A 20,905-nucleotide genomic window follows, 5' to 3' on the forward strand; every position below is an offset into this window, starting at 1 on the left:
TTTGAGCAGAGAGTTTACAGAAATGGTTAGAAAGACAAGAGAGGAAGCCCTTAAAACAAAGTTGAAAATTATGGATGTTGCAAAACAGCTTTTCTGTGAAAAAGGGTATGAAAAAACCAATCTTAGTGATATTGCTGATGTTGCTGGCGTAACCCGTGGAGCTATATATTGGTATTTTCAGAATAAAGATGATTTGTTTGTTGAAATATGCAAGGCGATGGTTAACACAGAGTCTAATCTATTCCATTCGATTGAAAATATAGATTCAAGCGTTTCTCCACTCGATAGTTTAAGGCAATGGCTGTATACCATTAACGTATCGTTGAAAAATGAAGACAATATTCTTTTTTCAAAGATTATTTATAATGTGTTGTGGGGAAATCATGGAAGCAAACGTGTAAAAAAGATGCTGATGGATATAAACAACAGTTTTAACAGGAACTATGTTTTATTAATCAGAGAAGCTATAAAGAAGCATGAACTTCCGTCTAATGTAGACGCAGAAAAAGCAGCCAATTTTCTTTGTTCTGTAATTACAGGATATATTATCAGATATGTGGATGGATCGCAGGACGATATCATTCATTATAATAAACAGATAGTTGACCTTATATTGGATCAGATACCAAAGTTTGTATTTTAAGATTTTTTCTCTGTCTGCCGAAATGATTTATAGAATAATTCACAGATTATAAAAAATTTTTTACAATATTTGTGTTTGATACTTTTGTACAGAAAAACGTTATCATTATTAGGAATTAGATATAATATATAATTTTTAATATATAATTATTTGTTATTTATTAAAAAATAGTGTTATTTTTGTTAATTTTTGTTGTTTGATTTTTAACTATCCTTAATATATAATGATACTGTCTAAATATATTTAAATATAATAGAATCGTATAAAAATTTTTAATTCTTTTATAGTTAAATGAAATTAATAACGAAGGAAGATATTATTATGAAGAAAAGTTTATTAGCTGTTGCTGTATTAGGCGCCTTTTTAGGTGGTAATACATTTGCTGCTGAAGCAGAAACTGGTTACATCGGTGTTAAGGGTGGCTGGAGCCATGTAATGGGTCATCAGGCACGTTGGGCTGATACCGTAGATCGTAAGACCAGCAATGATTTTGATGCTGGTTTATACGCAGGTTATAACTTTGCTGACTTCTTAGGTGTTGAAGCTGGTTATGACTATCTCGGTAAGTTCGCTAACAAGGGTATCAGCGAAGGAAAGGCTCTCAACGATTACTATGTTCACGGTGCTGAATTAGCTCTCGTTCCATCATATCCTATTACCAAGTCTTCAGACATTTTCCTCAAGGTTGGTGCTTTATTCGCTACTGTAAAGGATGATGCATATAATCACAGTTCATTCAACACCGCTCCATTACTTGGTGCCGGTACCCGTATTGGTTTAGGTGATGACTTCACCCTCCGTCTTGAATATTTATATGCTCACAAGATCGTAGACAGCGTTTCAAAGTTTGGTTATGCTCCAAACCTTCAGAACGTAAACTTAGGTCTTGAATGGAAGTTCGGTGGTGCTGCTCCAGCTCCAGTAGTTGCTCCAGCTCCAAAGGCTCCAGAAACTGTAGTTGTTAACGAAACTATCTCTTTAGACGCTGAAACTTTATTTGATTTCGGTAGTGCTAATTTATCTTCAAACGGTAAGAACCGTATCGCTGCTGAAACTCAGAAGATTCGTGACAACGACCTTAAGGATGTTTCAATCCGCGTTGAAGGTCACACTGACCGCATCGGTTCTGACAAGTACAACATGAACCTTTCTAAGAAGCGTGCTGAATCTGTAGTAGAAGAATTCATTGCTAACGGTGTTGATCAGTCTGTTATCAGTGCTGAAGGTTATGGTAAGACCAGACCAGTAACTGGCACTGCTTGTGACAATATCAAGAATCGTAAGAAGTTAATTGAATGTCTTGCTCCAGACCGTCGTGTAGAAGTTAAGTTCAACGGTGTAAAGCAGATTATTGAAACTAAGTAATATCAAGTAGCTTAAGTTTTATAATAGACACTAAAAGAGGAAAAACTTTGTTTTTCCTCTTTTTATTTGTATTTAGCAGATTTGAAAAAAGCAAAAAAAGGGAGAAATTTTATATTTCTCCCTCTAACGATTATAATTGATTAAGCATCTATTTCGGCTAAATGTGCATTTTCAGAAATAAACTCTTTACGAGGAGCAACTTCTTCGCCCATAAGCTTAGTAAACGCTTCGTTAGCCTCTATAGCATCGTTTAATGTTACCTTAAGGAATACGCGATGATCAGGATTCATTGTAGTATTAAACAATTCATCTGGATTCATTTCTCCTAATCCTTTGAATCGCATAATCTTAATTCCACTTAAGCCTTCTTTGAGAAGGAAATCGTGAACCTGACCAAAATCGGTTACAGTCTTAGTCTTTGCACCACATCTTACGTAGGCATTTTCTTCCAAAAGCCCATTGATGATTTTTGATACTTTGGCGATTTTACCGTAATCCTGACTTACAAAGAATTCGTATGGTAAGTCATACTCCTTGGTCACACCATAGTGAAGAACACTAACTTCAGGGTAGAATAACTGCTTATCTTCTCTAAACTTTGTATGTACTGTGTAAACTAAGCCTGGAACCTCTTTCTGCTTTAACCTTGATTCAAAACTGTTTTTCCAGTTTTTAAATTTGGCAGAGTCCTTCATGTCTTCTTCTGTTAACGGATCAACAAAGACGAGTTCGCTGGTAAGCATTTCTGGTATACGTCTATCAATACGTCTGTAGAGAGGGAACAGATTTACGTATTGAAGGAATATATTCTCCAGAGGTTCACCAAAAATAGGTGGAGCGTCAGGGTTAACGAAAAGCTGAGCTTCGTTCAACGCCAATGAAGTTTCGTATTCATTCTTCTCAACTTCATCAGTAATGTATCTGAAATTCTTTTCTGATTTGCTGTATTTATAAAGCGGAGGCTGAGCAATGTAAATATGACCTCTTTCAATCAGATCCGGCATCTGTCTGTAGAAGAATGTAAGCAGAAGAATTCTGATATGAGCACCATCCACGTCCGCATCGGTCATGATAACAATGTTATGATATCTGAGGTTGTCAGGATTGTAAGCATCTCTAATGCCACATCCCAATGCGGTAATTAGTGTTCCTATAGTTTCAGAACTGATAATTTTATCAAATCTGGTTTTTTCTACGTTGAGAATTTTTCCGCGTAACGGCAATATAGCCTGATATTCAGGTTTTCTACCCTGTTTTGCACTACCACCTGCGGAGTCACCTTCCACTATATATAATTCGCATTCTTCAGGCTTTTTGCTTGAACAGTTTACAAGTTTACCTGGAAGATAGGAAATAGCATCTTTTTTGTTCAGGCGTTCTCTGATCTTCTTAGCTTCTTTTCTGTATTCTGAAGTTGAAAGAATTCTTTCAACAATAAGTTTGGCTTCAGTTGGATTTTCATTTAAAAATTCTAAGAATTTTTCACTTACGACTGAACTTACACAGGATGAAACTTCGGATGATACCAGCTTATCTTTGGTCTGTGATGAAAATTTAGGATCTGGCACCTTGACGGAAACAATAGCTGTGATACCGTCGACAGCGTCACTGTGCAAAATATCAACGTTTTCTTTATCTTTCTTAGGAAGGAATGAACACTCTTTGATGTATTCCTTAACAGCAGACACCAGACCTCTGCGGAATCCATCACGATGGGTACCGCCGTCTTTTTGCGGAATGTTATTGGTAAAGCAGAATGTATTATCTGCATAAGCATCAGTGTACTGTACTGCAACTTCTACGTTGATACCTTCTTTCTGATCGAATTTGGTACAGTAGAATAATTTTTCAGTAAGCTTGTTTTTACCGTTATTCAAGTATTCAATAAAAGACTGAATACCACCCTGGTAATGGAATTCGTCGTGTTTATTTTCTACTCGTTCATCAGTGATGTTAATTCTTACACCTGAATTAAGGAAAGATAATTCTCTTAACCTTGTTTGTAATTTATTGTAGTCAAATTCGGTAATTGCAAAGATTGATGGACTTGGCCAGAAATGAATTTTGGTTCCAGTCTTATCTGTATCTCCAATAGCTTTCAACGGAGCAGTAGGATGACCACCATCTACATATGTCTGCTGCCATACATGTCCCTGTCTCTTGATGGTTAGCTCAAGCTTATCTGATAAAGCATTTACAACAGAAACACCTACACCGTGCAGACCACCAGAAACCTTGTATGAATTCTGATCAAATTTACCGCCTGCGTGAAGTATAGTCATAACAACTTCAGCTGATGATACACCTTCTTCAGGATGAATATCTACAGGTATACCTCTACCATCATCTTCTACGGAAACAGAACCGTCAGCATGAATTACAACGTTTATGTTCTTGCAGAATCCAGCCAATGCTTCGTCAATAGCATTGTCAACAACTTCGAAGACCATATGATGCAAACCTGAACCATCGTCTGTATCACCGATATACATACCTGGTCGTTTGCGAACAGGATCCAATCCTTTTAAAACCTTGATGGAATCCCCATTATATTCTTTATCTTGTTCGCTCATAGTTATATTGTTCTCGTTTAAACTCCATGTAATCTGATACACAAAGGAGTTTTGTTTATATAATATTAAAATACTTGCGAATTATAGCATATTACAGCTTTTTTTTAAATTCGTACGCGTCTGATATGCGTTTACAGAGACATTTCAATATGCTTAAATGATTATGTCTGGATTGTCTACATTTAATCGGGGTGAGGGGTATGAATTGTATCTATTCTGAACATAATACTCAAAAAGCCGTTTGGGCTTTTTGGCCAAGCAGTTTATGCGATTATCATGATAAAGGAGTTCCCGTCCAGAAGTCTTTTGCTAGGTTTGTTTCGGCAATTTCTATGCATACACCTGTGTTTGTAGCTGTATCGGAACATGAATATGACAGAGCACGTTTTATTATCCCTAAACATATAACGATGTATAAGATATCGTATGATGGTGTTTATTCAGATGATTTAAATCTGAAATGGCTTAGTGAAGATGGAGAGCCTCGTGTTTCTATCGGAAAGAGCATTTCACACTTGGCAAGAACAGTGTTAGAGGATTTAAATAAGAATCATAGTATCAGTTTTTCAGAGAATGAATTTCCGTCTCAATTGGATTTTGAAACTGATGGGGCTGGAACCTTTGTTATTCTAGAAAGCAGTTTGAATAAATGTGGATTTGATTCTGAATCAGTGGCAGACAGATTAAAAAAATTTGGGGCAGTTAATAAAATTCTTATTGTGAAGGATAATGAATTTCCTGACATAAGAATTGATTCTGTGAGGAATTTGCTAAGATTTGTCATTCCTGGAGTGGTTATTGTAAATAATATTCCAAATAATGAGAATAATCCGTTATATCGTCTTTTCAGTTATGTATATACGTTGATTGCGGGAGAGAAAAATATCGACGGAAAAGAGTTCAAAATACTCACAATTCCTTTTGGCAAGTATGAAGGAGTTGTTTATCATCCTGATTCAGAGCAATATAAATACAGTGTAAATAGCAGCTATCTGAATTTTTTAATTACTAATCAGAGTATTGTTCTTCCTTTAATCAATCCAGAAAAAGATAATCAGATACTGATAAAAATGCACGAAATAATGGGGGACTTCGGTGTGGACGTTAATGGAGTAGAAGCCTGTGATTTATTGGCAGACGGGTTGGATTTTCATAAATTAACCATGCCTGTGTATAAATAGATGATTATTAAATTTGTTAATTTCCCCCTGTTAACAGGGGGAAATTAATACAATTATTCAGAATCATCCAAAGGTCTAATCATCTGTTTTAACATATGTTCAACCTGCTCAGCAATTCTCGGTGAAACAATCACTACCATCTGAGAGAATGGTTTTCCTTCCCATTCGAGCTGATTTGTTACAGGATAACATTCCCCCTGTACTCCATGTATTACGAAAGGATAACCTTCGTCAAAGTCGAAAATACCTTTTAATCTGATAATCGATTCTCCAAACTGTGAATTAAGCGCATCAAAGGCGTGGACTACAGTAAATCTGTTTAAAGGTTTATCAAATGAAAGGGCTATTGTCTGATAGTTCGAATGAGTTGGTAAAGTTTTATTCATTACACCTGATAATTTCACAGGAGCCATACCTGATGCAAGTTTATAATCACTTCTTTTTGAATTAATCCATTTCATTACTGTCTTCAAATCTTTAGGCGTATTGAATATATCAAAAGAAGTAAATGCATCCATTGGTGGATTATCCAGAGTACTTAAAAATACGTCAGCTGACTGATTCAGGTCTTCAGCTGTATTTTTTAATGCTTCAATTTCATCCTGAGATAATCTGTCTGTTTTGCTGATAATGATTTTATCAGCCATGGCAATCTGTTTTACAGCTTCGTAATTTTTAGCAAGTTCTTCTTTTGCGTTTACACCATCGATGACAGTGATTGTTCCTGCAAAGCTGTAATTCAGTAATATTTCTTCATAATGGAAGATCAAATCAATGATTGGGGCTGGATCAGCGATACCTGTGGTTTCAATGATTACTCGGTTAAAAGAGAATTCAGGATTATTGTCTTTTTCTTCAATCAGATAATGTAAAACATTTACGAGACCATCCTGAACGGTACAGCATATACATCCAGAGTCGAGAACAATAACAGGATTGTCACCTGAAATGAGTTTATTATCTATAGGAATTTCTCCAACTTCATTGATAATAAGAACTGTTCCTTTCATTTCAGGTCTGTTAACAACCTTGTTTAAAAGGGTTGTTTTTCCACTACCAAGAAAACCTGTCAGTATCTGTAATGGAATCTGATTAAATATGTTACTCATTTATAAATTCCGATGTTTTTAATAAAAATTTGGACGCCTGAATAATGTTTTTCTCTATATCTATCCAATTGTTGTCGTTTTGCAGTTGCAGGGAGGAGATATGAGATGTGCAGCAGGCGGCTACATTAGGTTCTTTGATGTAAGCAGGAACCTTATTCAGTGTTATACCTCCTGAAGGCATGAATCTTACATCGTAATCATTGTAAACTTTACGCAGGAAATCTAAGCCACCACATTTTTCCGCTGAGTAAAATTTTAGCACAGAAAAGCCCATGGAATGAGCAATATTTAATGTGTCTATGGAATTCACACAGGGAATGTATGCCAGATTGTGTAAGCAACAGAATTCCATAAGCTTACTGTCAAATACAGGAGATATCAGGATATCCAGTCCCATGTTTTTAGCTCTGACCATATCATCAGTAGATAAGCAGGTACCTGCAAAAATATACATGTTTGGATATGTTTTCTGAATGTGTGTGACGATTTCGTTTATATGCAAAGAATTCATTCTGACTTCAACAGTTCTAAATCCATATTTGTAGTATAAGGATATAAGTCTTTGGTAATCAAAATCGTCAGTTATATCTATTATTGGTATTATTTTGCTACTGGCAACAATTGACAGAATATTATCGGCAAAACATCCTTTGCTTTTTGTCAATTCCCTCATGATTATTCCTCAGAATCGTCGTCTAAAGAATCTTCATCATCTGCAAAATCATCATCTTTGTATCTGTAGGAATCTTCATCGTCCAAAGGATTTCCATCTGCATCAATAGCGATTCCATCTTCGTTAAATACAACATTTCGATCCCAGACTACGAAATCATCTTCATTAAAATTTCCTTCGTTGGTGTAATTTCCGTCATCATCCGAAAAAAAATCATCTTCATCAAAATCATCTGGTCTCATGATAATACCCCTTGTGTATTCTGTTGATTATCATCTAACTGCAAGAATTTCATTATTGACTGTATTGCCTGTTTTCGGTATGGATCATCTTCAATGAGAATATCATGCAGGCAGTCAGATATGCAGAGCATTTCCGGTGGAAAAGCACTGTTTTCAGCTGTTTTTTGTACAAACCTGAGAGCGTCAGGAGATGAAACTATATTATCATTTCCTGCAATTACGAAAAGAGATTTGAATTTGAAATTGTATCTGTATGACCGTACATCATTCAGACATCTTAAGGCTGCTCTGAGCCATTCGGTTGTTATGCCTCCAAGTTTTGCTTCTGGGTATTTTTGATAGAGAGCATAATATTCTTTATTTTTATCTTCACTGTGAGTATTGGCATCTACGCCTACCACTCTTTGTCTAAAGTAATCGTTAAAATAGAAAAAACTAACTTTTTTGGATGAATTCAGACGATTGATAAAGTCTCTTAGGTGAGTGATTGCTTTGATGAAACAATATGGTAAATGCTGTTTAAGGCCTAGAAATGGTGAAATAAAAATACATTGTTCAATTTTGTCTGCCATAGCCTTATTCTGCAGTGCTTTTAAAGTAATCAGGCCCCCCATAGATATACTGATTACTGTCAGAGGCATATGGCCGTACAGTGTATCTACTACATCCACCAGATCATCCGCATAAGTATCAAATGTATCAATATGACACATCTGACTGTCTTCTGTAATGCGGGGACTAAAACCTTGTCCAATGTGGTCATAAATGATGACTTTTATTCCGCAGGCCGACAGAAGTTTGTAAAAATCCTGATATTTATATAGCATTTCATTCCTGCCCGGAACAATCAGCACCTGACGATTTATAGGATTTTTAGGATGGTAGATCATCCCCTCTAAAGAATGCTTTCTGGTGCTGATTGTAACTCGTTCAGGAATAATATTTTCTGCTAACATATTGGATTTTATCCTTTACGGCGAACTACACGATTAATATTATTCAATGCCTTGATTTTTCTGATGATATTAGCTAAATGCAGTCTGTCTCGTACGGTTACAACCAAATTTAGGATATAAACCTTGCCTTCTTTGGTTTCAGAGCTGATTTGGGATATATTGGCCCCGCACACGGAAACGGCATTACTGATTTCGCCTATCATTCCCTGAATATTAACCATTTCAATTCGGAGCCCGGCTTCAAAAACTTCGTTACAGGCATTATTCATATCCCAGCTCACAGGTAAGAACTGTTCATTAGGATTGGATGTTTTTAAATTTGCACAATTGCTTGTATGAATTACAAGTCCTTTACCAGGATTAACGTGAGCAATAATTGCATCTCCAGGTATAGGGTGACAACAGTTTGCAAATACGTAGTTGAGCCCGCCTGTTCCGTTGATCGAAGAAGGTGGAAGGGTTGCATGAGGCTTTTTGCCTGTAGGAAGGTTCATGGCATCATTATTAAGAAGCTTGTTTGCTACGATGACCGTAAATAAATTGCCTAAGGCAATATCCACATAAAGTTCATTAAGATTATTTTTGCCAAATTCCTTCAGAACTTTATCAATGGTTTCCTGAGGGATATTCTCAATTCTCGTGGAGCCCATTGCGTTACGTAAAAGTCTTTTTCCGAGAAGTTGACATTCTTCCTGCTTAAGTCCTTTAAGGTACTGTCTGATTTTACTTCTTGCCTTGGAGGTCACAACGCTGTCTAACCAGATTGCATTTGGCTGTGATACAGGAGATGTTAGTATCTCAACACTTTGGCCTGATGACAGAGGCCTGTTAAGAGGAAACGGGTGATGGTCAACTCTTGCACCTATACAGTGCTGCCCAATATCACTGTGAACTGCATAGGCAAAGTCAACAGGAGTAGCCCCGTTTGGTAGCTCATAAATTTTACCCTCTGGTGTGAATACGTAAATTTCTTCAGGGAAGAAATCTGTTTTAACACTTTCAATAAATTCAAATGAATTGCTTGCACTCTGCTGCAGTTCCAACAGACTTTTGAGCCATCTCTGTGCATGAATCTGAGCAGAAGAATCAACAATCTCTGAACCGTTTGTTTTGTAATACCAGTGAGCAGCAACACCTTGATTTGCCATCTGATCCATGAAATCTGTGCGAATCTGAATTTCTATTGGAATGCCATGAGGACCAACGAGAGAAGTATGTAGAGACTGATAACCATTAATTTTAGGAATAGCTATATAATCCTTAAATCCGCCAGGACGGGGCTTAAACAGATTATGCATCTGTCCGAGAACACGGTAACAGGTGTCAACATTATTAACAATAATTCTAAACCCGTAGACATCCATAATTTCATGAAACTGTATTTCTTTTTTAACCATTTTCATGTAGATTGAATACAGATGTTTTTCTCTTCCCTGAATTCTGTATTTGATATCAGTTTCTTCAAGTCTGCCGTTTATATCGGCGAGAATTGATTTGATGATTTCTTTCCTATTGTTTCTTGCATGCTTCATAGCATCCTTGAGAATGCGATAACGCATGGGGTACATTGCCTCAAAACCTAATTCTTCAAGTTCGTTTTTTATACTGCTTATTCCTAAACGATTGGCAATAGGGGCAAAAATTTCCAATGTCTCCTTTGCAATTCTTCTTCTCTTGTCTGGTCTTAAGGCTCCAATGGTTCTCATATTGTGCGTGCGGTCTGCAAGTTTTATCAGAATAACTCTGATATCACTTGTCATGGCCATAATCATTTTTCTGAAATTGGCAGCCTGAGCCTCTTTGTGATCATGAAACTGAAGTTTATCAAGTTTTGTGACACCTAATACTAGATGAGTAATAGTTTCACCAAAAAGAGAATTAAGCTGCTCAGCATTGATAGGGGTATCTTCGACAACATCATGAAGAAGAGCAGCCATTATTGTTTCGTGATCCAGCTTCATATCAGCCAGAATATGAGCAACAGCTACAGGGTGAGTTATATAAGGTTCTCCGCTAGAGCGAACCTGTCCTTCGTGAGCGTTCTTTGCCGTAGTGTATGCCTGCTCAATTCTGGCAATCTGTTCAGGAGGCAGGTATGTTTCGAGAGTTTTTTTTAGATTATCAAATAAATAGAGAACCGTACTCATTGTGGATATTCCTTTAATTTATAAGATTATTATATCATCAAAATCAGCCTGCAAATTTACATTGTATGCGTTTAATATGATGAATATCCATCAATACGACACAAAAATAAAACAAGGAAGATTACATCGGTAATCTTCCTTATGTCGTAAACTTAAAAACTTGTTCCATGCGGAACAGGTTTGCAATATTAATCGAAAAGACTGGTGTTTTCTAAAGGAGGAACATCTACCATTTCTGCAAATTCTTCTGAATTCTTTAAGCGTCCCTTCTGATCCTGCTTATCCATGAATTCTTCAGAAATTAAGCCTTCTTCGATTTCACGAAGAGCTATTACTGTAGGTTTGTCATTTTCGATCTCAACTAAAGGATCGCAACCATTTACTGAAATTTGACGAGCACGACGAGCAGCAGTTAAAACAAGGTCAAAACGATTACCAACCTGTTCTACAGCATCTTCAACAGTAACACGAGCCATAAAAATCTCCTAAAATTTTTTTCAGTCCACACATTTTATCACGCACGATGAAATATGACAACATAATACAAATTTTGTGATGAACAAAATAGTTTTTTCATTTCTGATAAATACTATCCAAATATTCCGAAATGAAATTTCGGATATACATGATTAATTATTCTGTTCAGTGTAATTTGCCAACAAATTATCAAGTATGGCTTTTTCATTGTTTTCTATAATTGTGCGTGAATGACGATTTGCATTAATGATGCACCACAAATCATTAAGGGCTTTTTCGAAATTATCGTTAATCAAGCAGTAATCGTATTCGTTATAGTGAGAGATTTCTCTTTGGGCTTTGTTCATTCTGTTAGCAATGACCTCTTCAGAGTCCTGAGCTCTTTTAACCAGTCGATCGTGCAGCTCTTCAAGACTAGGAGGGAGAATGAATATGCTTTTTGCTTCAGGCTCCATTTTTCTCATCTGTCTGGCTCCCTGCCAGTCAATATCCAGAAAAACATCCTGTCCGTTATTCAGTGCTTGCTGAACCAGTTCTTTTGAGGTTCCGTAATATTTGTCGAAAACCTGGGCCCATTCGTAAAAAGCGTTTCGATTAATCAGATTTTTGAATTCATCAACAGAGACAAAGTGGTAATGCAGATGGTCTACTTCGCCAGGTCTTGGAGGTCTCGTGGTATGGGAAACTGATAAATACATGGAGTTGTCATTATTATGCTGCTCAAATAAAGCCTTTAATAAGCTAGATTTACCTGCTCCGCTAGGAGATGAAATTATATATAGGGTTCCTTTCATTGTTCTTCCTTGTAACCTTTTGTCCAAGCCTGCTCGTCAATATCCAGTTCTTCATCAGATTCTTCGTCATTATCAGGAAAATCAGGGAATGCAGTTGTTTCTTGAAATTCACTGTAAAAACGGTTGAGAATTTCCTTAATTTCGTTTAGTCCCTGTTTGCTGAGTGCTGAAAAAGCGACCAAATTATATGTGCATCCAAATTCTATTAGCTGTCTTTTGACATCATTTATGGCATTCTTTCTTGCATTATTGGCAAGCTTGTCACTTTTAGTCAAAATAATGAGTACTTCAATGTTGGCCAGTGCTGCCCAGGTGATAATCTGTCTGTCCAAATCCTTAAGCGGATGTCGTATATCCATCAGAACAACGACTGCCTTTAGAGATTTTCTTTTTTGCAGATATTCAGTAAGTGATCGTTGCCACTTCTTTTTTACTGTTAATGGAACTTCGGCATATCCATATCCTGGAAGATCCACAATTCTTTTATTTTCTTCAATTTCAAACAAATTGATAAGTTGGGTTCTTCCTGGTGTTTTACTTGTTTTGGCAAGATTCTTCTGGTTTGTAATACAGTTAAGAGCAGTTGACTTTCCCGCATTTGATCTGCCAACAAAAGCTATTTCAATACCGGTATCATCCGGAAGCTTGGTAATGTCAGGTGCACTTGTAATAAAGTGTGTTTTCTGAAAATTTATCATTTGTCTGTTCTCTGTGGAGGTATGACAGCCAAAAGCTGTTAAGTTTTAGGTCTGTATTTCAAAATTTCATAAATATAATATGCCTGATAAGGAATAATAAGACTAACGCCTCCAATTAGGAAAAAAGGCATATAAATAGGGGGAATTTCAGGAAAACCAAAGAAATGACAGCATATACCAACGAGAAGGAAACAAATGCCTATCCCATACAATATTTTTGTCCAGAATGGTGCTTTTACTACAACTTTCAAAATATTCTGTCCATTAAATTATTTGTGAATATGAATTTGAATGATCAAACTTAAGCATTCAAATAATAAAATCTAATAACTACTGTACAATTTTACTCTATTTCCATGTACTTTGTAAAAAGTTGATAGAATTAGGAATAAGTTCAGATTGTGTATGAGGAAAACCGGCATCATGTATGATACCGGTTCTTGAGATTATTCAAGATTTAAATCTTTAAGCTTTCTTGTGAGAGTGTTTCTTCCCCAGCCGAGAAGTCTTGCCGCTTCCTGTTTATGATCGTGTGTGTAACGTAAGGCAGTGGTAATCAATGCTTTTTCAAATTCAGGCTGAGCTTCAGCAAGAATGTCGGTAGATCCCTCATGCAGTTTCTGACTGACCCAATCTTTTAGCAGATTCTGCCAGGACAGATCTAAAGGCAGTTTATTTGACATATCACCATATTGTTTTTCTGCTACACTGGAAGAATTATCTTCTTTTTTCTTTAATTCCTCAGGCAGGTCGTTAACAGAAATTTCTTTTCCTGATGCCATTACTGTCAGCCAACGACACACATTTTCAAGCTGTCTTACATTACCAGGCCAAGGAAAATTACATAAGTAATCTTCTGCATCGGGGGTAAGAATTTTTGTTTCTACATTTAATTCCTTTGCTGAAACATTTAAAAAACGTCGTGCAAGGCGAGGAATGTCCGTTTTTCTTTCCTTAAGTGGTGGGATATGTATGCGGATAACGTTGAGTCTGTAGAACAGATCTTCTCTGAATTTTCCTTCTGCTACCATTTTTTCAAGGTTTTGGTTGGTAGCTGCAATTATACGTACATCAACGGAAATGGAGCGATGGCCACCGATTCTGTAAAATTCTCCATTAGCCAAAACTCTCAGTAATCTAGTTTGAGCTTCAAGAGGCATGTCTCCGATTTCATCCAGAAATAGAGTACCACCATTAGCCTGTTCAAACCTTCCCTGATTTGAAACATTCGCTCCTGTAAAGGCTCCTTTTTCGTGACCAAACAGTTCTGATTCGATAAGTTCTTTTGGTATGGCGGCCATGTTCAATGCAATGAACGGTTTATTGGCTCTGATGCTGTGTTTGTGGAGCGCATGTGCGACTAATTCCTTGCCTGTACCGGACTGTCCATTGATTAGAACACTAATGGATGATTTAGAAAGACGTCCGATAGCCCTGAAAACTTCCTGCATTGCAGGTGATTCTCCGATAATTTCAGACTCAAGATTTTCATGAATCTCATCGTTAGATTCGATATTCATTTTTTCTTTGTAACTTGCTTCTGCCTTTTTGACAATATCAAGTACTTCGTCAATGTCGAAAGGTTTAGGCAGATATTCAAAAGAGCCGCTCTGATATGAATTTACAGCACTTGTGAGGTCACTGTGAGCAGTCGTAATAATGACTGGTATGTTGGGGTTTTGTTCATGAACAATTCTCAACATCTCCAGACCATCAATACCTGGCATACGGATATCTGAAATAATTACTTTAGGAGATGATGTCTTAAGAGCCTGTAATAGTTTCTCCCCATTTTCAAAGCATTGGCATACATATCCGTCCTGGGTGAGAGCTCGTTCCAAAACAAATCTGATTGAGCTGTCATCATCAACTATCCATACTTCCTTATTCATACTTACTCCTTTATTGGAATGTAAATTGTGAATTCTGTATAACCTTTCCAGCTATTACATTCAATTTTTCCGTTATGCTGATTAATTATATTTTGTGCTATGGCAAGTCCCAGGCCCGTACCTCCTTCCCGTCGTGTTACCAGAGGGTAGAATATTTTATCCTTTATGTCAGGAGGAATTCCAGGACCATTGTCGGATATTTTTATTACAAGAGCCAGTTTGACTATGGTATCGTATATGCTTACTCTGTATGCTGTTCTTGTCTTGAGAGTGATAATTCCGTTAGCCGTGTTATCTTCCTGCAGAGCTAATATTGCATTACATACAATGTTTATAAGTGTCTGCTCAATCTGTTCGGGATCAACAGAGAGTTCTGGAATGGAAGGATCGTAATCTCTAACTATTTTTATGTTTTCCGGCAAATTTACCTGCACAAGCTTACGGACTTTCTCAAGGATAACATGGATATTAGTCATTACATGAGGGGAAGCTTTCTGGGGGCCAAGGAGTCTATTGACAAGGTTTTTTAATCTGTCAGCCTGCTCAATAATGATAGAAGTGTATTCTTTGACATCGTTTTGTCCTTTGAATTGTCTTTCGAGCAGTTGAGCGGCTCCTCTTAGTCCTCCTAGAGGATTTTTGATTTCATGGGCAAGATCTCTGACAAGCTCTCTTGCTGCTTCCTGCTGAGAATACTGCTCTCTATCCTTGTTCATTCGACGTTGAAGTTCAACTTTTCTGAACTCAAGGAGAATATCACATTGAGGATTGTTGTCGGTTATGGGGGTTACTGTGACTTCGACTATGACAGGCGACGCTTCAATGACAAAGGTAACTTCGTAATCTGTGTATCCCATGTCTTTGGAATGACATGCGAGAAGTCTAGAAAAATCAAAATTGGTATAATCAAAAATTTCATCAAGTTTTCGTCCAAGAAACTTTTTTGGACTCATTCTGAATATCTGTTCGGTAGCATTGTTGGCGTACTTTACCTTAAGCTTATGATCCAGCATTATTACAGCCGTAAACATATTATCCAAGGCGCAAACTGCAATGTTACTATCTGTCATTGTTTTTAATTCTCACAAAATAAAAGCACCATAATAAAACATTGTTGCCTTATTATGGTGCCCATAAAGCAATTTGTAAGTTACTAATTTTTGGCAACGACACGTAATACGACAACATTGATCGGTTCTGATGCAATTATTTTGCCATCTTGAGTCTGAAGTTTCACCATTATGGTGTGTTCACCACGAGGAACACCTTCGACTTCTACGCGCTGAGTGTTAGATGAGGAGGCGTAAAGAGAATTGTCAATGAATACACGAATGGCATAATTTCCCTGTGGTTTAGGAGTTACGTTTGCAGAAACAACAATTGTGCCGTTGTTTGCTCTGATTTCTTCACCATTTGATGGAGAAGAAATACTAATGTTGTAATTTAAGTTCTGATTACCAAAATCAGCTCTGACTGGTGGTCTTTGAGGTGTGTAGCTAGTAGAACTGCTACTTTGCACAGATACGTTTCCAAGCTTAGGAGTCTGTACATTCACCATGGTTGCTTTTTTATTGCTGTTCTGAGGGTTGTCGCCATAGTGTGTAACACCATTACTGTCTACCCATTTGTAAACGTCTTCAGCCTGCACGCAGGAGATACCCAATAATACACATGAAAAAATGATAATCTTTGTTAAATTCATTTTTTTATCCTCTTCGGAGAAATACAATGACTGCTATTATTCTAAATTCGATTATGCAAAAAAAAAGAGCCGAAAAACAGCTCTTTTTTATAATTATTAAAATATTTTCAATTAATATCCAATATTCTTATATTAGAGTGAATAGTAAAGTTCAAATTCTGCTGGATGCGGAATCATGTGAAGTTTATTTACGTCGCCCTTTAAAAGCTGAATGTATGACTGAATGAATTCTTCAGAGAATACACCACCCTTGGTTAAGAACTCGCTATCCTGTTCAAGACTCTTAAGAGCTTCATCAAGAGAACCGCAAACCTGAGGAATCATTGCTTCTTCTTCTGGAGGAAGATCGTAAAGGTTCTTATCCATTGCTTCACCCGGATCAATGTGATTGATGATACCGTCGAGACCGGCCATTAACATGGCTGCGAAAGCGAGGTATGGATTTGCAGTACAGTCTGGGAATCTAACTTCGATTCTTACTGCCTTAGGGCTTGATACACATGGAATACGGATTGAGGCAGAACGGTTACGTGCTGAGTATGCAAGCATTACCGGAGCTTCGAAACCAGGAACAAGTCTCTTGTATGAGTTGGTTGAAGGATTGGTAAATGCGTTAAGAGCCTTTGCGTGCTTCTTAATACCGCCAATGTACCATAAAGCCATCTGAGAAAGACCGCCATAGAGGTCACCGGAGAAGAGGTTAACCATCTTGCCGTTTTCATCGTACTTACCGAGTGACTGGTGAACGTGCATACCTGAACCGTTATCACCTGCGATAGGCTTTGGCATGAAGGTTACGGTCTTACCAAATTCATTGGCAACGTTCCATACAACATATTTTTCAATAAGCACTTCATCAGCTTTCTTGGTAAGAGTATTGAAAACGGTTGCAATTTCATTCTGACCGCATGTAGCCACTTCATGGTGGTGAGCTTCAATCTTAAGACCAAGTTCTTCTAAGGTCTGACACATTGCAGATCTGATATCTTGAGAGGAATCTACAGGAGGAACAGGGAAGTAACCACCTTTAACGGCTGGACGATGTCCCTTGTTGCCGCCATCGTATTCAGTGGCTGAGTTCCATGCTGCTTCAGGATCATCGATTGATACCATGCAACCACTCATGTCTGTCTTGAAACGGATGTCTTCAAATATGAAAAATTCTGGTTCAGGTCCAAACAAGGCATAGTCGGCAATGCCGGAAGACTTAAGGTATTCTTCTGCTCTCTTTGCAATTGATCTTGGGTCGCGGTCATAGCCCTGCATTGTGGTAGGTTCAAGAATATCACAACGGATAAACATGGTCTTATCGGCATAGAATGGATCAATTAATGCAGTGTCGGCATCAGGCATGAGAATCATGTCTGATTCGTTAATTCCCTTCCAACCGCATATAGATGAACCGTCAAACATTTTACCGTCAGTAAAGAAATCTTCATCGATACATGAGGCAGGAATAGAGATGTGCTGTTCTTTACCTCTGGTGTCAGTGAAACGTAAGTCAACAAATCTTACGTTTTCTTCTTTAATTTTATTTAATACGTCAGCTACTGCCATTAAAAAATCCTCCAGTTAAGGAAAAAGTAAAATTATAAAAAAGTTCATAAGTACAAATGCGAGAAATGTGCCACATTTCACATTTGACTAGAAATATGTGTTTTATTTCACTTAAACGGCATTCCGTCCGTATTGTGAACCAAAATAAAGCACTTAATGAGTGCATTTGTAATAAGATGGAGCAATTTTAAACTCTCCTACAAATTAAGGCAAATGTACATAAGACTTTTTTTGTCATTGAAGATGCAAGAATGATGCATTGTTATCAGTAAAGTTACTGTTATCACTGTATTTTGGCGATTTTTACAGAAATATAAAAAAATTCAAATTATCTAGACAATTTTGTTTCTTGCAAAATAATGTGGTAAAAAAATATAATTAGCGAATAATATCGTGTGATACAAAGGATGAAGGATTTTTATATCAGTACATCCTAATTTCACAAACTGAAAAAAAGAAAAGCAACTGAGGTTTTTATGTTGGAAATATATAACTCACTTACTCACAAAAAGGAGAAGTTTGTTCCTTTATCTGAAAACAAAGTAAAAATGTATGTATGTGGGGTAACCGTATATGATTTGTGTCATATCGGCCATGGCAGAACTTTTGTTTGCTTTGATACTATTGTCAGATATCTTCGCTATTCCGGATATGACGTTACCTATGTTCGTAATGTTACTGACGTAGACGACAAGATTATTAAGAGAGCCAATGAAAATCACGAATCATGTGAAAGTCTTACAAACCGTCTTACTGAAGAAATGTATAAGGATTTCGAGGCTCTTCATATAAAGCGTCCAGATATAGAACCGAAGGCAACACACAATATTGATGTTATTATCGATATGGTGAGCAAACTCATTCAAAATGGTAATGCCTACGTTGCATCCAATGGCGATGTAATGTTTTCAATAGATTCATTCCCTCAGTATGGCAGATTATCTGGTCAGAATCTTGACGAATTACAGGCCGGTATCCGTGTGAATATTGAGGATGCAAAGAAGAATCCTTATGATTTTGTTCTGTGGAAAATGTCCAAGCCTGGCGAACCAATGTGGGATTCTCCTTGGGGGAAAGGTCGTCCTGGATGGCATATTGAGTGTTCTGCAATGAATTATAAGTATTTGGGTGAAGTATTTGATATTCATGGTGGTGGTTCAGATCTTATTTTCCCTCATCATGAAAATGAAATAGCCCAGAGTTGCTGTGCATTACATTCTGATTATGTGAAGTACTGGATGCATTCCGGTATGATGATGATCAATAAGGAAAAAATGTCCAAATCTTTGGGCAATTTCTTTACTATTCGTGAATTGTTAGAAAAATATGACGGTGAAGTTCTGCGTTATTTTCTTCTGAGCGCTCAATACAGAAGTCAATTAAATTATTCTGTGGATAACCTTGATCAGGCAAAGGCAGGTTTATCAAGATTGTATACAGCATTAAGAAATGTTGATGTACTGGAGCCTGATCATGATTCAGAATATCTTGTCCGCTTCAAGCAGGCTATGGATGATGATTTCAATACACCTCTTGCCTATGCCGTTTTGTTTGATCTAGCAAAAGAAATCAACACATTAAAGAGTTCTGACAAGGAAAAGGCAGGAAAACTTGCTGGTCTGCTGAAGGAACTCGGTGACGTACTTGGTTTATTGGCAATGGATCCTGAAGAATTCCTTAAGGGTGCTGTTGATAAGTCTGACGTTGATGTAGATTTAATAGAAGCTATCATCAAGGAACGTAATGACGCAAGAAAGGAAAAGAATTGGGCAGTTGCTGATGCTGCAAGAAAGAAACTTGCAGATATGGGGGTTGTAATAGAAGATGGCCCTAATGGCACAACCTGGAGAAAGAATTAAGTCTTAGTTATTTTTGCTAAAAACCATGTTACATACTATGCAACATGGTTTTTTTATGACTTGTTCTACATAAATATTTTTTTATTCTATGTTCTGAACCTGTTCTCTCATCTGCTCTATTTGGACCTTGAGCTCTATTGCACTGTTTGTTATCTCTGTATTGATTGACTTTGATGCAATGGTATTTGTTTCTCTATTAAATTCCTGCATTAAGAAATCGAGACGTTTGCCACAGATACCTCCTTGTTTGAGGATATGTTTAGCCTGTTCAATATGAGAACTTAGACGATTAAGCTCTTCAGCTATATCCATGCGCTGACATAGTAATATGATTTCCTGTTCCAAAAGACTGCCGTCAACTTTTACCTGATGCTGCTGAATAAAATCCTCGACCTTTGTCTTCTGCCATTCAACGATTTCTGGCATTCTGTTGATTATATTCTGTCTCATCAGTTCTATAGAATCCAAATGGCCGTTGAGGAATACGCTAATTTTATCTCCTTCCAAAGTTCTAGCTTCGTTCAGTTTCTTCATACATTCTTTAACAGCATTGATGACAAGTTCGTGAATAGAATCATTGCTGTTTGAGGTGTTGGCAATTACTCCCGGATACATAAGAATATCTAGAGCCGAGAAATTTATTGCGGCATTAGGATCTTTTGCCCTGTAGGCATTATTAATTTCACTGATTTTGGATGTTAATGCGGCAACAAGATTATTGTTGATTTCAAGTCCGTTACTTGCAACTTTAGGTGTCAGATTTATGGAAATTTCAAATTTACCTCTGTTAAAGAAATCTTTAAAACAGTTTCTGATTTCCATTTCATACAATTTAAGTTTTTCCGGAATCTTTACATTTATTTCCATATAGCGTGAATTAACGGTTCTGATATTAACTTCTGTTATATATTCATTGTTCTGGTCGGCATATGTAGCAAAACCGGTCATACTGTGTATCATGGTGATTCCTTATGTAAAATTATCAATCTCTATGATATTATACATTCTAATTCTGTGTGGTTAAAAGACAATATATC

General features: G+C 37.0%; 18 protein-coding genes. 4 read left to right on the forward strand and 14 right to left on the reverse strand.

Annotation, left to right across the window (positions count from 1 at the left end):
* Positions 1-22 precede the first annotated feature (22 nt).
* Positions 23-643 (forward strand): TetR family transcriptional regulator, encoded by a 621-nt coding sequence (locus T489_RS0103735; RefSeq protein WP_031578704.1) that lies wholly within the window; start codon positions 23-25, stop codon positions 641-643.
* Positions 644-964: 321 nt separating this feature from the next.
* Complete coding sequence (locus tag T489_RS0103740) at positions 965-2,008, forward strand: OmpA family protein (RefSeq protein WP_031578705.1); 1,044 nt, start codon at positions 965-967, stop codon at positions 2,006-2,008.
* A gap of 140 nt (positions 2,009-2,148) precedes the next feature.
* On the opposite strand, the gene gyrB is transcribed toward T489_RS0103740, so the two are convergent.
* Complete coding sequence (gyrB, locus tag T489_RS0103745; RefSeq protein WP_031578706.1) at positions 2,149-4,581, reverse strand: DNA topoisomerase (ATP-hydrolyzing) subunit B; 2,433 nt, start codon at positions 4,579-4,581, stop codon at positions 2,149-2,151.
* A 200-nt stretch (positions 4,582-4,781) separates the two neighbouring features.
* Between gyrB and T489_RS0103750 the strand changes: the two genes are divergently transcribed.
* A complete protein-coding gene (locus T489_RS0103750; protein ID WP_031578707.1) occupies positions 4,782-5,762 on the forward strand; it encodes an agmatine deiminase family protein in 981 nt (326 codons plus the stop codon).
* A 53-nt stretch (positions 5,763-5,815) separates the two neighbouring features.
* On the opposite strand, the gene T489_RS0103755 is transcribed toward T489_RS0103750, so the two are convergent.
* The 12 genes from T489_RS0103755 to glnA all read right to left on the reverse strand — a co-directional run bounded on the left by T489_RS0103755 (position 5,816) and on the right by glnA (position 18,009).
* Positions 5,816-6,871 (reverse strand): CobW family GTP-binding protein, encoded by a 1,056-nt coding sequence (locus T489_RS0103755; RefSeq protein ID WP_031578708.1) that lies wholly within the window; start codon positions 6,869-6,871, stop codon positions 5,816-5,818.
* Positions 6,864-7,544 carry a hypothetical protein gene (locus T489_RS0103760; protein ID WP_031578709.1) on the reverse strand — a complete coding sequence of 227 codons (681 nt, stop codon included), beginning with the start codon at positions 7,542-7,544 and terminating at the stop codon, positions 6,864-6,866. The genes T489_RS0103755 and T489_RS0103760 overlap by 8 nt, the downstream gene beginning before the upstream one ends.
* Before the next feature lie 2 nt (positions 7,545-7,546).
* Positions 7,547-7,786, reverse strand: a complete 240-nt coding sequence (locus T489_RS0103765) for a hypothetical protein (protein WP_031578710.1) — start codon at positions 7,784-7,786, stop codon at positions 7,547-7,549.
* The gene (locus T489_RS0103770) at positions 7,783-8,742 is read right to left on the reverse strand and encodes an alpha/beta fold hydrolase (protein ID WP_031578711.1); all 960 of its coding nucleotides are present in this window, start codon (positions 8,740-8,742) and stop codon (positions 7,783-7,785) included. Before T489_RS0103770 ends, T489_RS0103765 begins: the two co-directional genes overlap by 4 nt.
* Positions 8,743-8,750: 8 nt before the next feature.
* A complete protein-coding gene (gene spoT / locus T489_RS0103775) occupies positions 8,751-10,889 on the reverse strand; it encodes a bifunctional GTP diphosphokinase/guanosine-3',5'-bis pyrophosphate 3'-pyrophosphohydrolase (RefSeq protein ID WP_031578712.1) in 2,139 nt (712 codons plus the stop codon).
* Positions 10,890-11,077: 188 nt separating this feature from the next.
* On the reverse strand, positions 11,078-11,365 hold the full coding sequence (gene rpoZ / locus T489_RS0103780; RefSeq protein WP_031578713.1) for a DNA-directed RNA polymerase subunit omega: 288 nt from the start codon (positions 11,363-11,365) through the stop codon (positions 11,078-11,080).
* A 153-nt stretch (positions 11,366-11,518) separates the two neighbouring features.
* Positions 11,519-12,160, reverse strand: coding sequence for a guanylate kinase (gene gmk, locus T489_RS0103785; RefSeq protein WP_031578714.1), 642 nt, complete (start codon positions 12,158-12,160; stop codon positions 11,519-11,521).
* Positions 12,157-12,858 carry a ribosome biogenesis GTP-binding protein YihA/YsxC gene (gene yihA / locus T489_RS0103790; protein WP_031578715.1) on the reverse strand — a complete coding sequence of 234 codons (702 nt, stop codon included), beginning with the start codon at positions 12,856-12,858 and terminating at the stop codon, positions 12,157-12,159. Before yihA ends, gmk begins: the two co-directional genes overlap by 4 nt.
* Before the next feature lie 446 nt (positions 12,859-13,304).
* Positions 13,305-14,750 carry a nitrogen regulation protein NR(I) gene (glnG, locus tag T489_RS0103795; RefSeq protein ID WP_031578717.1) on the reverse strand — a complete coding sequence of 482 codons (1,446 nt, stop codon included), beginning with the start codon at positions 14,748-14,750 and terminating at the stop codon, positions 13,305-13,307.
* A 2-nt stretch (positions 14,751-14,752) separates the two neighbouring features.
* Complete coding sequence (gene glnL, locus T489_RS0103800) at positions 14,753-15,820, reverse strand: nitrogen regulation protein NR(II) (protein ID WP_031578718.1); 1,068 nt, start codon at positions 15,818-15,820, stop codon at positions 14,753-14,755.
* Positions 15,821-15,903: 83 nt separating this feature from the next.
* Positions 15,904-16,413, reverse strand: a complete 510-nt coding sequence (locus T489_RS0103805) for a DUF4124 domain-containing protein (protein WP_198020410.1) — start codon at positions 16,411-16,413, stop codon at positions 15,904-15,906.
* Positions 16,414-16,584: 171 nt separating this feature from the next.
* Positions 16,585-18,009 carry a glutamate--ammonia ligase gene (gene glnA / locus T489_RS0103810; RefSeq protein ID WP_031578720.1) on the reverse strand — a complete coding sequence of 475 codons (1,425 nt, stop codon included), beginning with the start codon at positions 18,007-18,009 and terminating at the stop codon, positions 16,585-16,587.
* A 476-nt stretch (positions 18,010-18,485) separates the two neighbouring features.
* On the opposite strand from glnA, the gene cysS reads away from it, so the two are divergent.
* Positions 18,486-19,868: a cysteine--tRNA ligase gene (cysS, locus tag T489_RS0103815; protein WP_031578721.1), complete on the forward strand. Its 1,383-nt coding sequence runs from the start codon at positions 18,486-18,488 to the stop codon at positions 19,866-19,868.
* An 81-nt stretch (positions 19,869-19,949) separates the two neighbouring features.
* On the opposite strand, the gene T489_RS0103820 is transcribed toward cysS, so the two are convergent.
* Positions 19,950-20,828 carry a YicC/YloC family endoribonuclease gene (locus T489_RS0103820; RefSeq protein ID WP_031578722.1) on the reverse strand — a complete coding sequence of 293 codons (879 nt, stop codon included), beginning with the start codon at positions 20,826-20,828 and terminating at the stop codon, positions 19,950-19,952.
* Between the last annotated feature and the right edge of the window lie 77 nt (positions 20,829-20,905).

It is taken from the genome of Ruminobacter sp. RM87, assembly GCF_000701925.1.
Lineage (GTDB): Bacteria > Pseudomonadota > Gammaproteobacteria > Enterobacterales > Succinivibrionaceae > Ruminobacter > Ruminobacter amylophilus.

Bases quoted from the DNA above. Each gene is read 5' to 3' on its own strand.
- T489_RS0103750 (WP_031578707.1), top strand. From the start codon at position 4,782: ATGAATTGTATCTATTCTGAACATAATACTCAAAAAGCCGTTTGGGCT.
- T489_RS0103735 (WP_031578704.1), top strand. From the start codon at position 23: ATGGTTAGAAAGACAAGAGAGGAAGCCCTTAAAACAAAGTTGAAAATT.
- T489_RS0103820 (WP_031578722.1), bottom strand. From the start codon at position 20,828: ATGATACACAGTATGACCGGTTTTGCTACATATGCCGACCAGAACAAT.
- glnL (WP_031578718.1), bottom strand. From the start codon at position 15,820: ATGACAGATAGTAACATTGCAGTTTGCGCCTTGGATAATATGTTTACG.
- T489_RS0103755 (WP_031578708.1), bottom strand. From the start codon at position 6,871: ATGAGTAACATATTTAATCAGATTCCATTACAGATACTGACAGGTTTT.
- gmk (WP_031578714.1), bottom strand. From the start codon at position 12,160: ATGAAAGGAACCCTATATATAATTTCATCTCCTAGCGGAGCAGGTAAA.
- T489_RS0103760 (WP_031578709.1), bottom strand. From the start codon at position 7,544: ATGAGGGAATTGACAAAAAGCAAAGGATGTTTTGCCGATAATATTCTG.
- yihA (WP_031578715.1), bottom strand. From the start codon at position 12,858: ATGATAAATTTTCAGAAAACACACTTTATTACAAGTGCACCTGACATT.
- T489_RS0103740 (WP_031578705.1), top strand. From the start codon at position 965: ATGAAGAAAAGTTTATTAGCTGTTGCTGTATTAGGCGCCTTTTTAGGT.
- gyrB (WP_031578706.1), bottom strand. From the start codon at position 4,581: ATGAGCGAACAAGATAAAGAATATAATGGGGATTCCATCAAGGTTTTA.
- rpoZ (WP_031578713.1), bottom strand. From the start codon at position 11,365: ATGGCTCGTGTTACTGTTGAAGATGCTGTAGAACAGGTTGGTAATCGT.
- T489_RS0103770 (WP_031578711.1), bottom strand. From the start codon at position 8,742: ATGTTAGCAGAAAATATTATTCCTGAACGAGTTACAATCAGCACCAGA.
- cysS (WP_031578721.1), top strand. From the start codon at position 18,486: ATGTTGGAAATATATAACTCACTTACTCACAAAAAGGAGAAGTTTGTT.
- glnG (WP_031578717.1), bottom strand. From the start codon at position 14,750: ATGAATAAGGAAGTATGGATAGTTGATGATGACAGCTCAATCAGATTT.
- T489_RS0103765 (WP_031578710.1), bottom strand. From the start codon at position 7,786: ATGAGACCAGATGATTTTGATGAAGATGATTTTTTTTCGGATGATGAC.
- glnA (WP_031578720.1), bottom strand. From the start codon at position 18,009: ATGGCAGTAGCTGACGTATTAAATAAAATTAAAGAAGAAAACGTAAGA.
- spoT (WP_031578712.1), bottom strand. From the start codon at position 10,889: ATGAGTACGGTTCTCTATTTATTTGATAATCTAAAAAAAACTCTCGAA.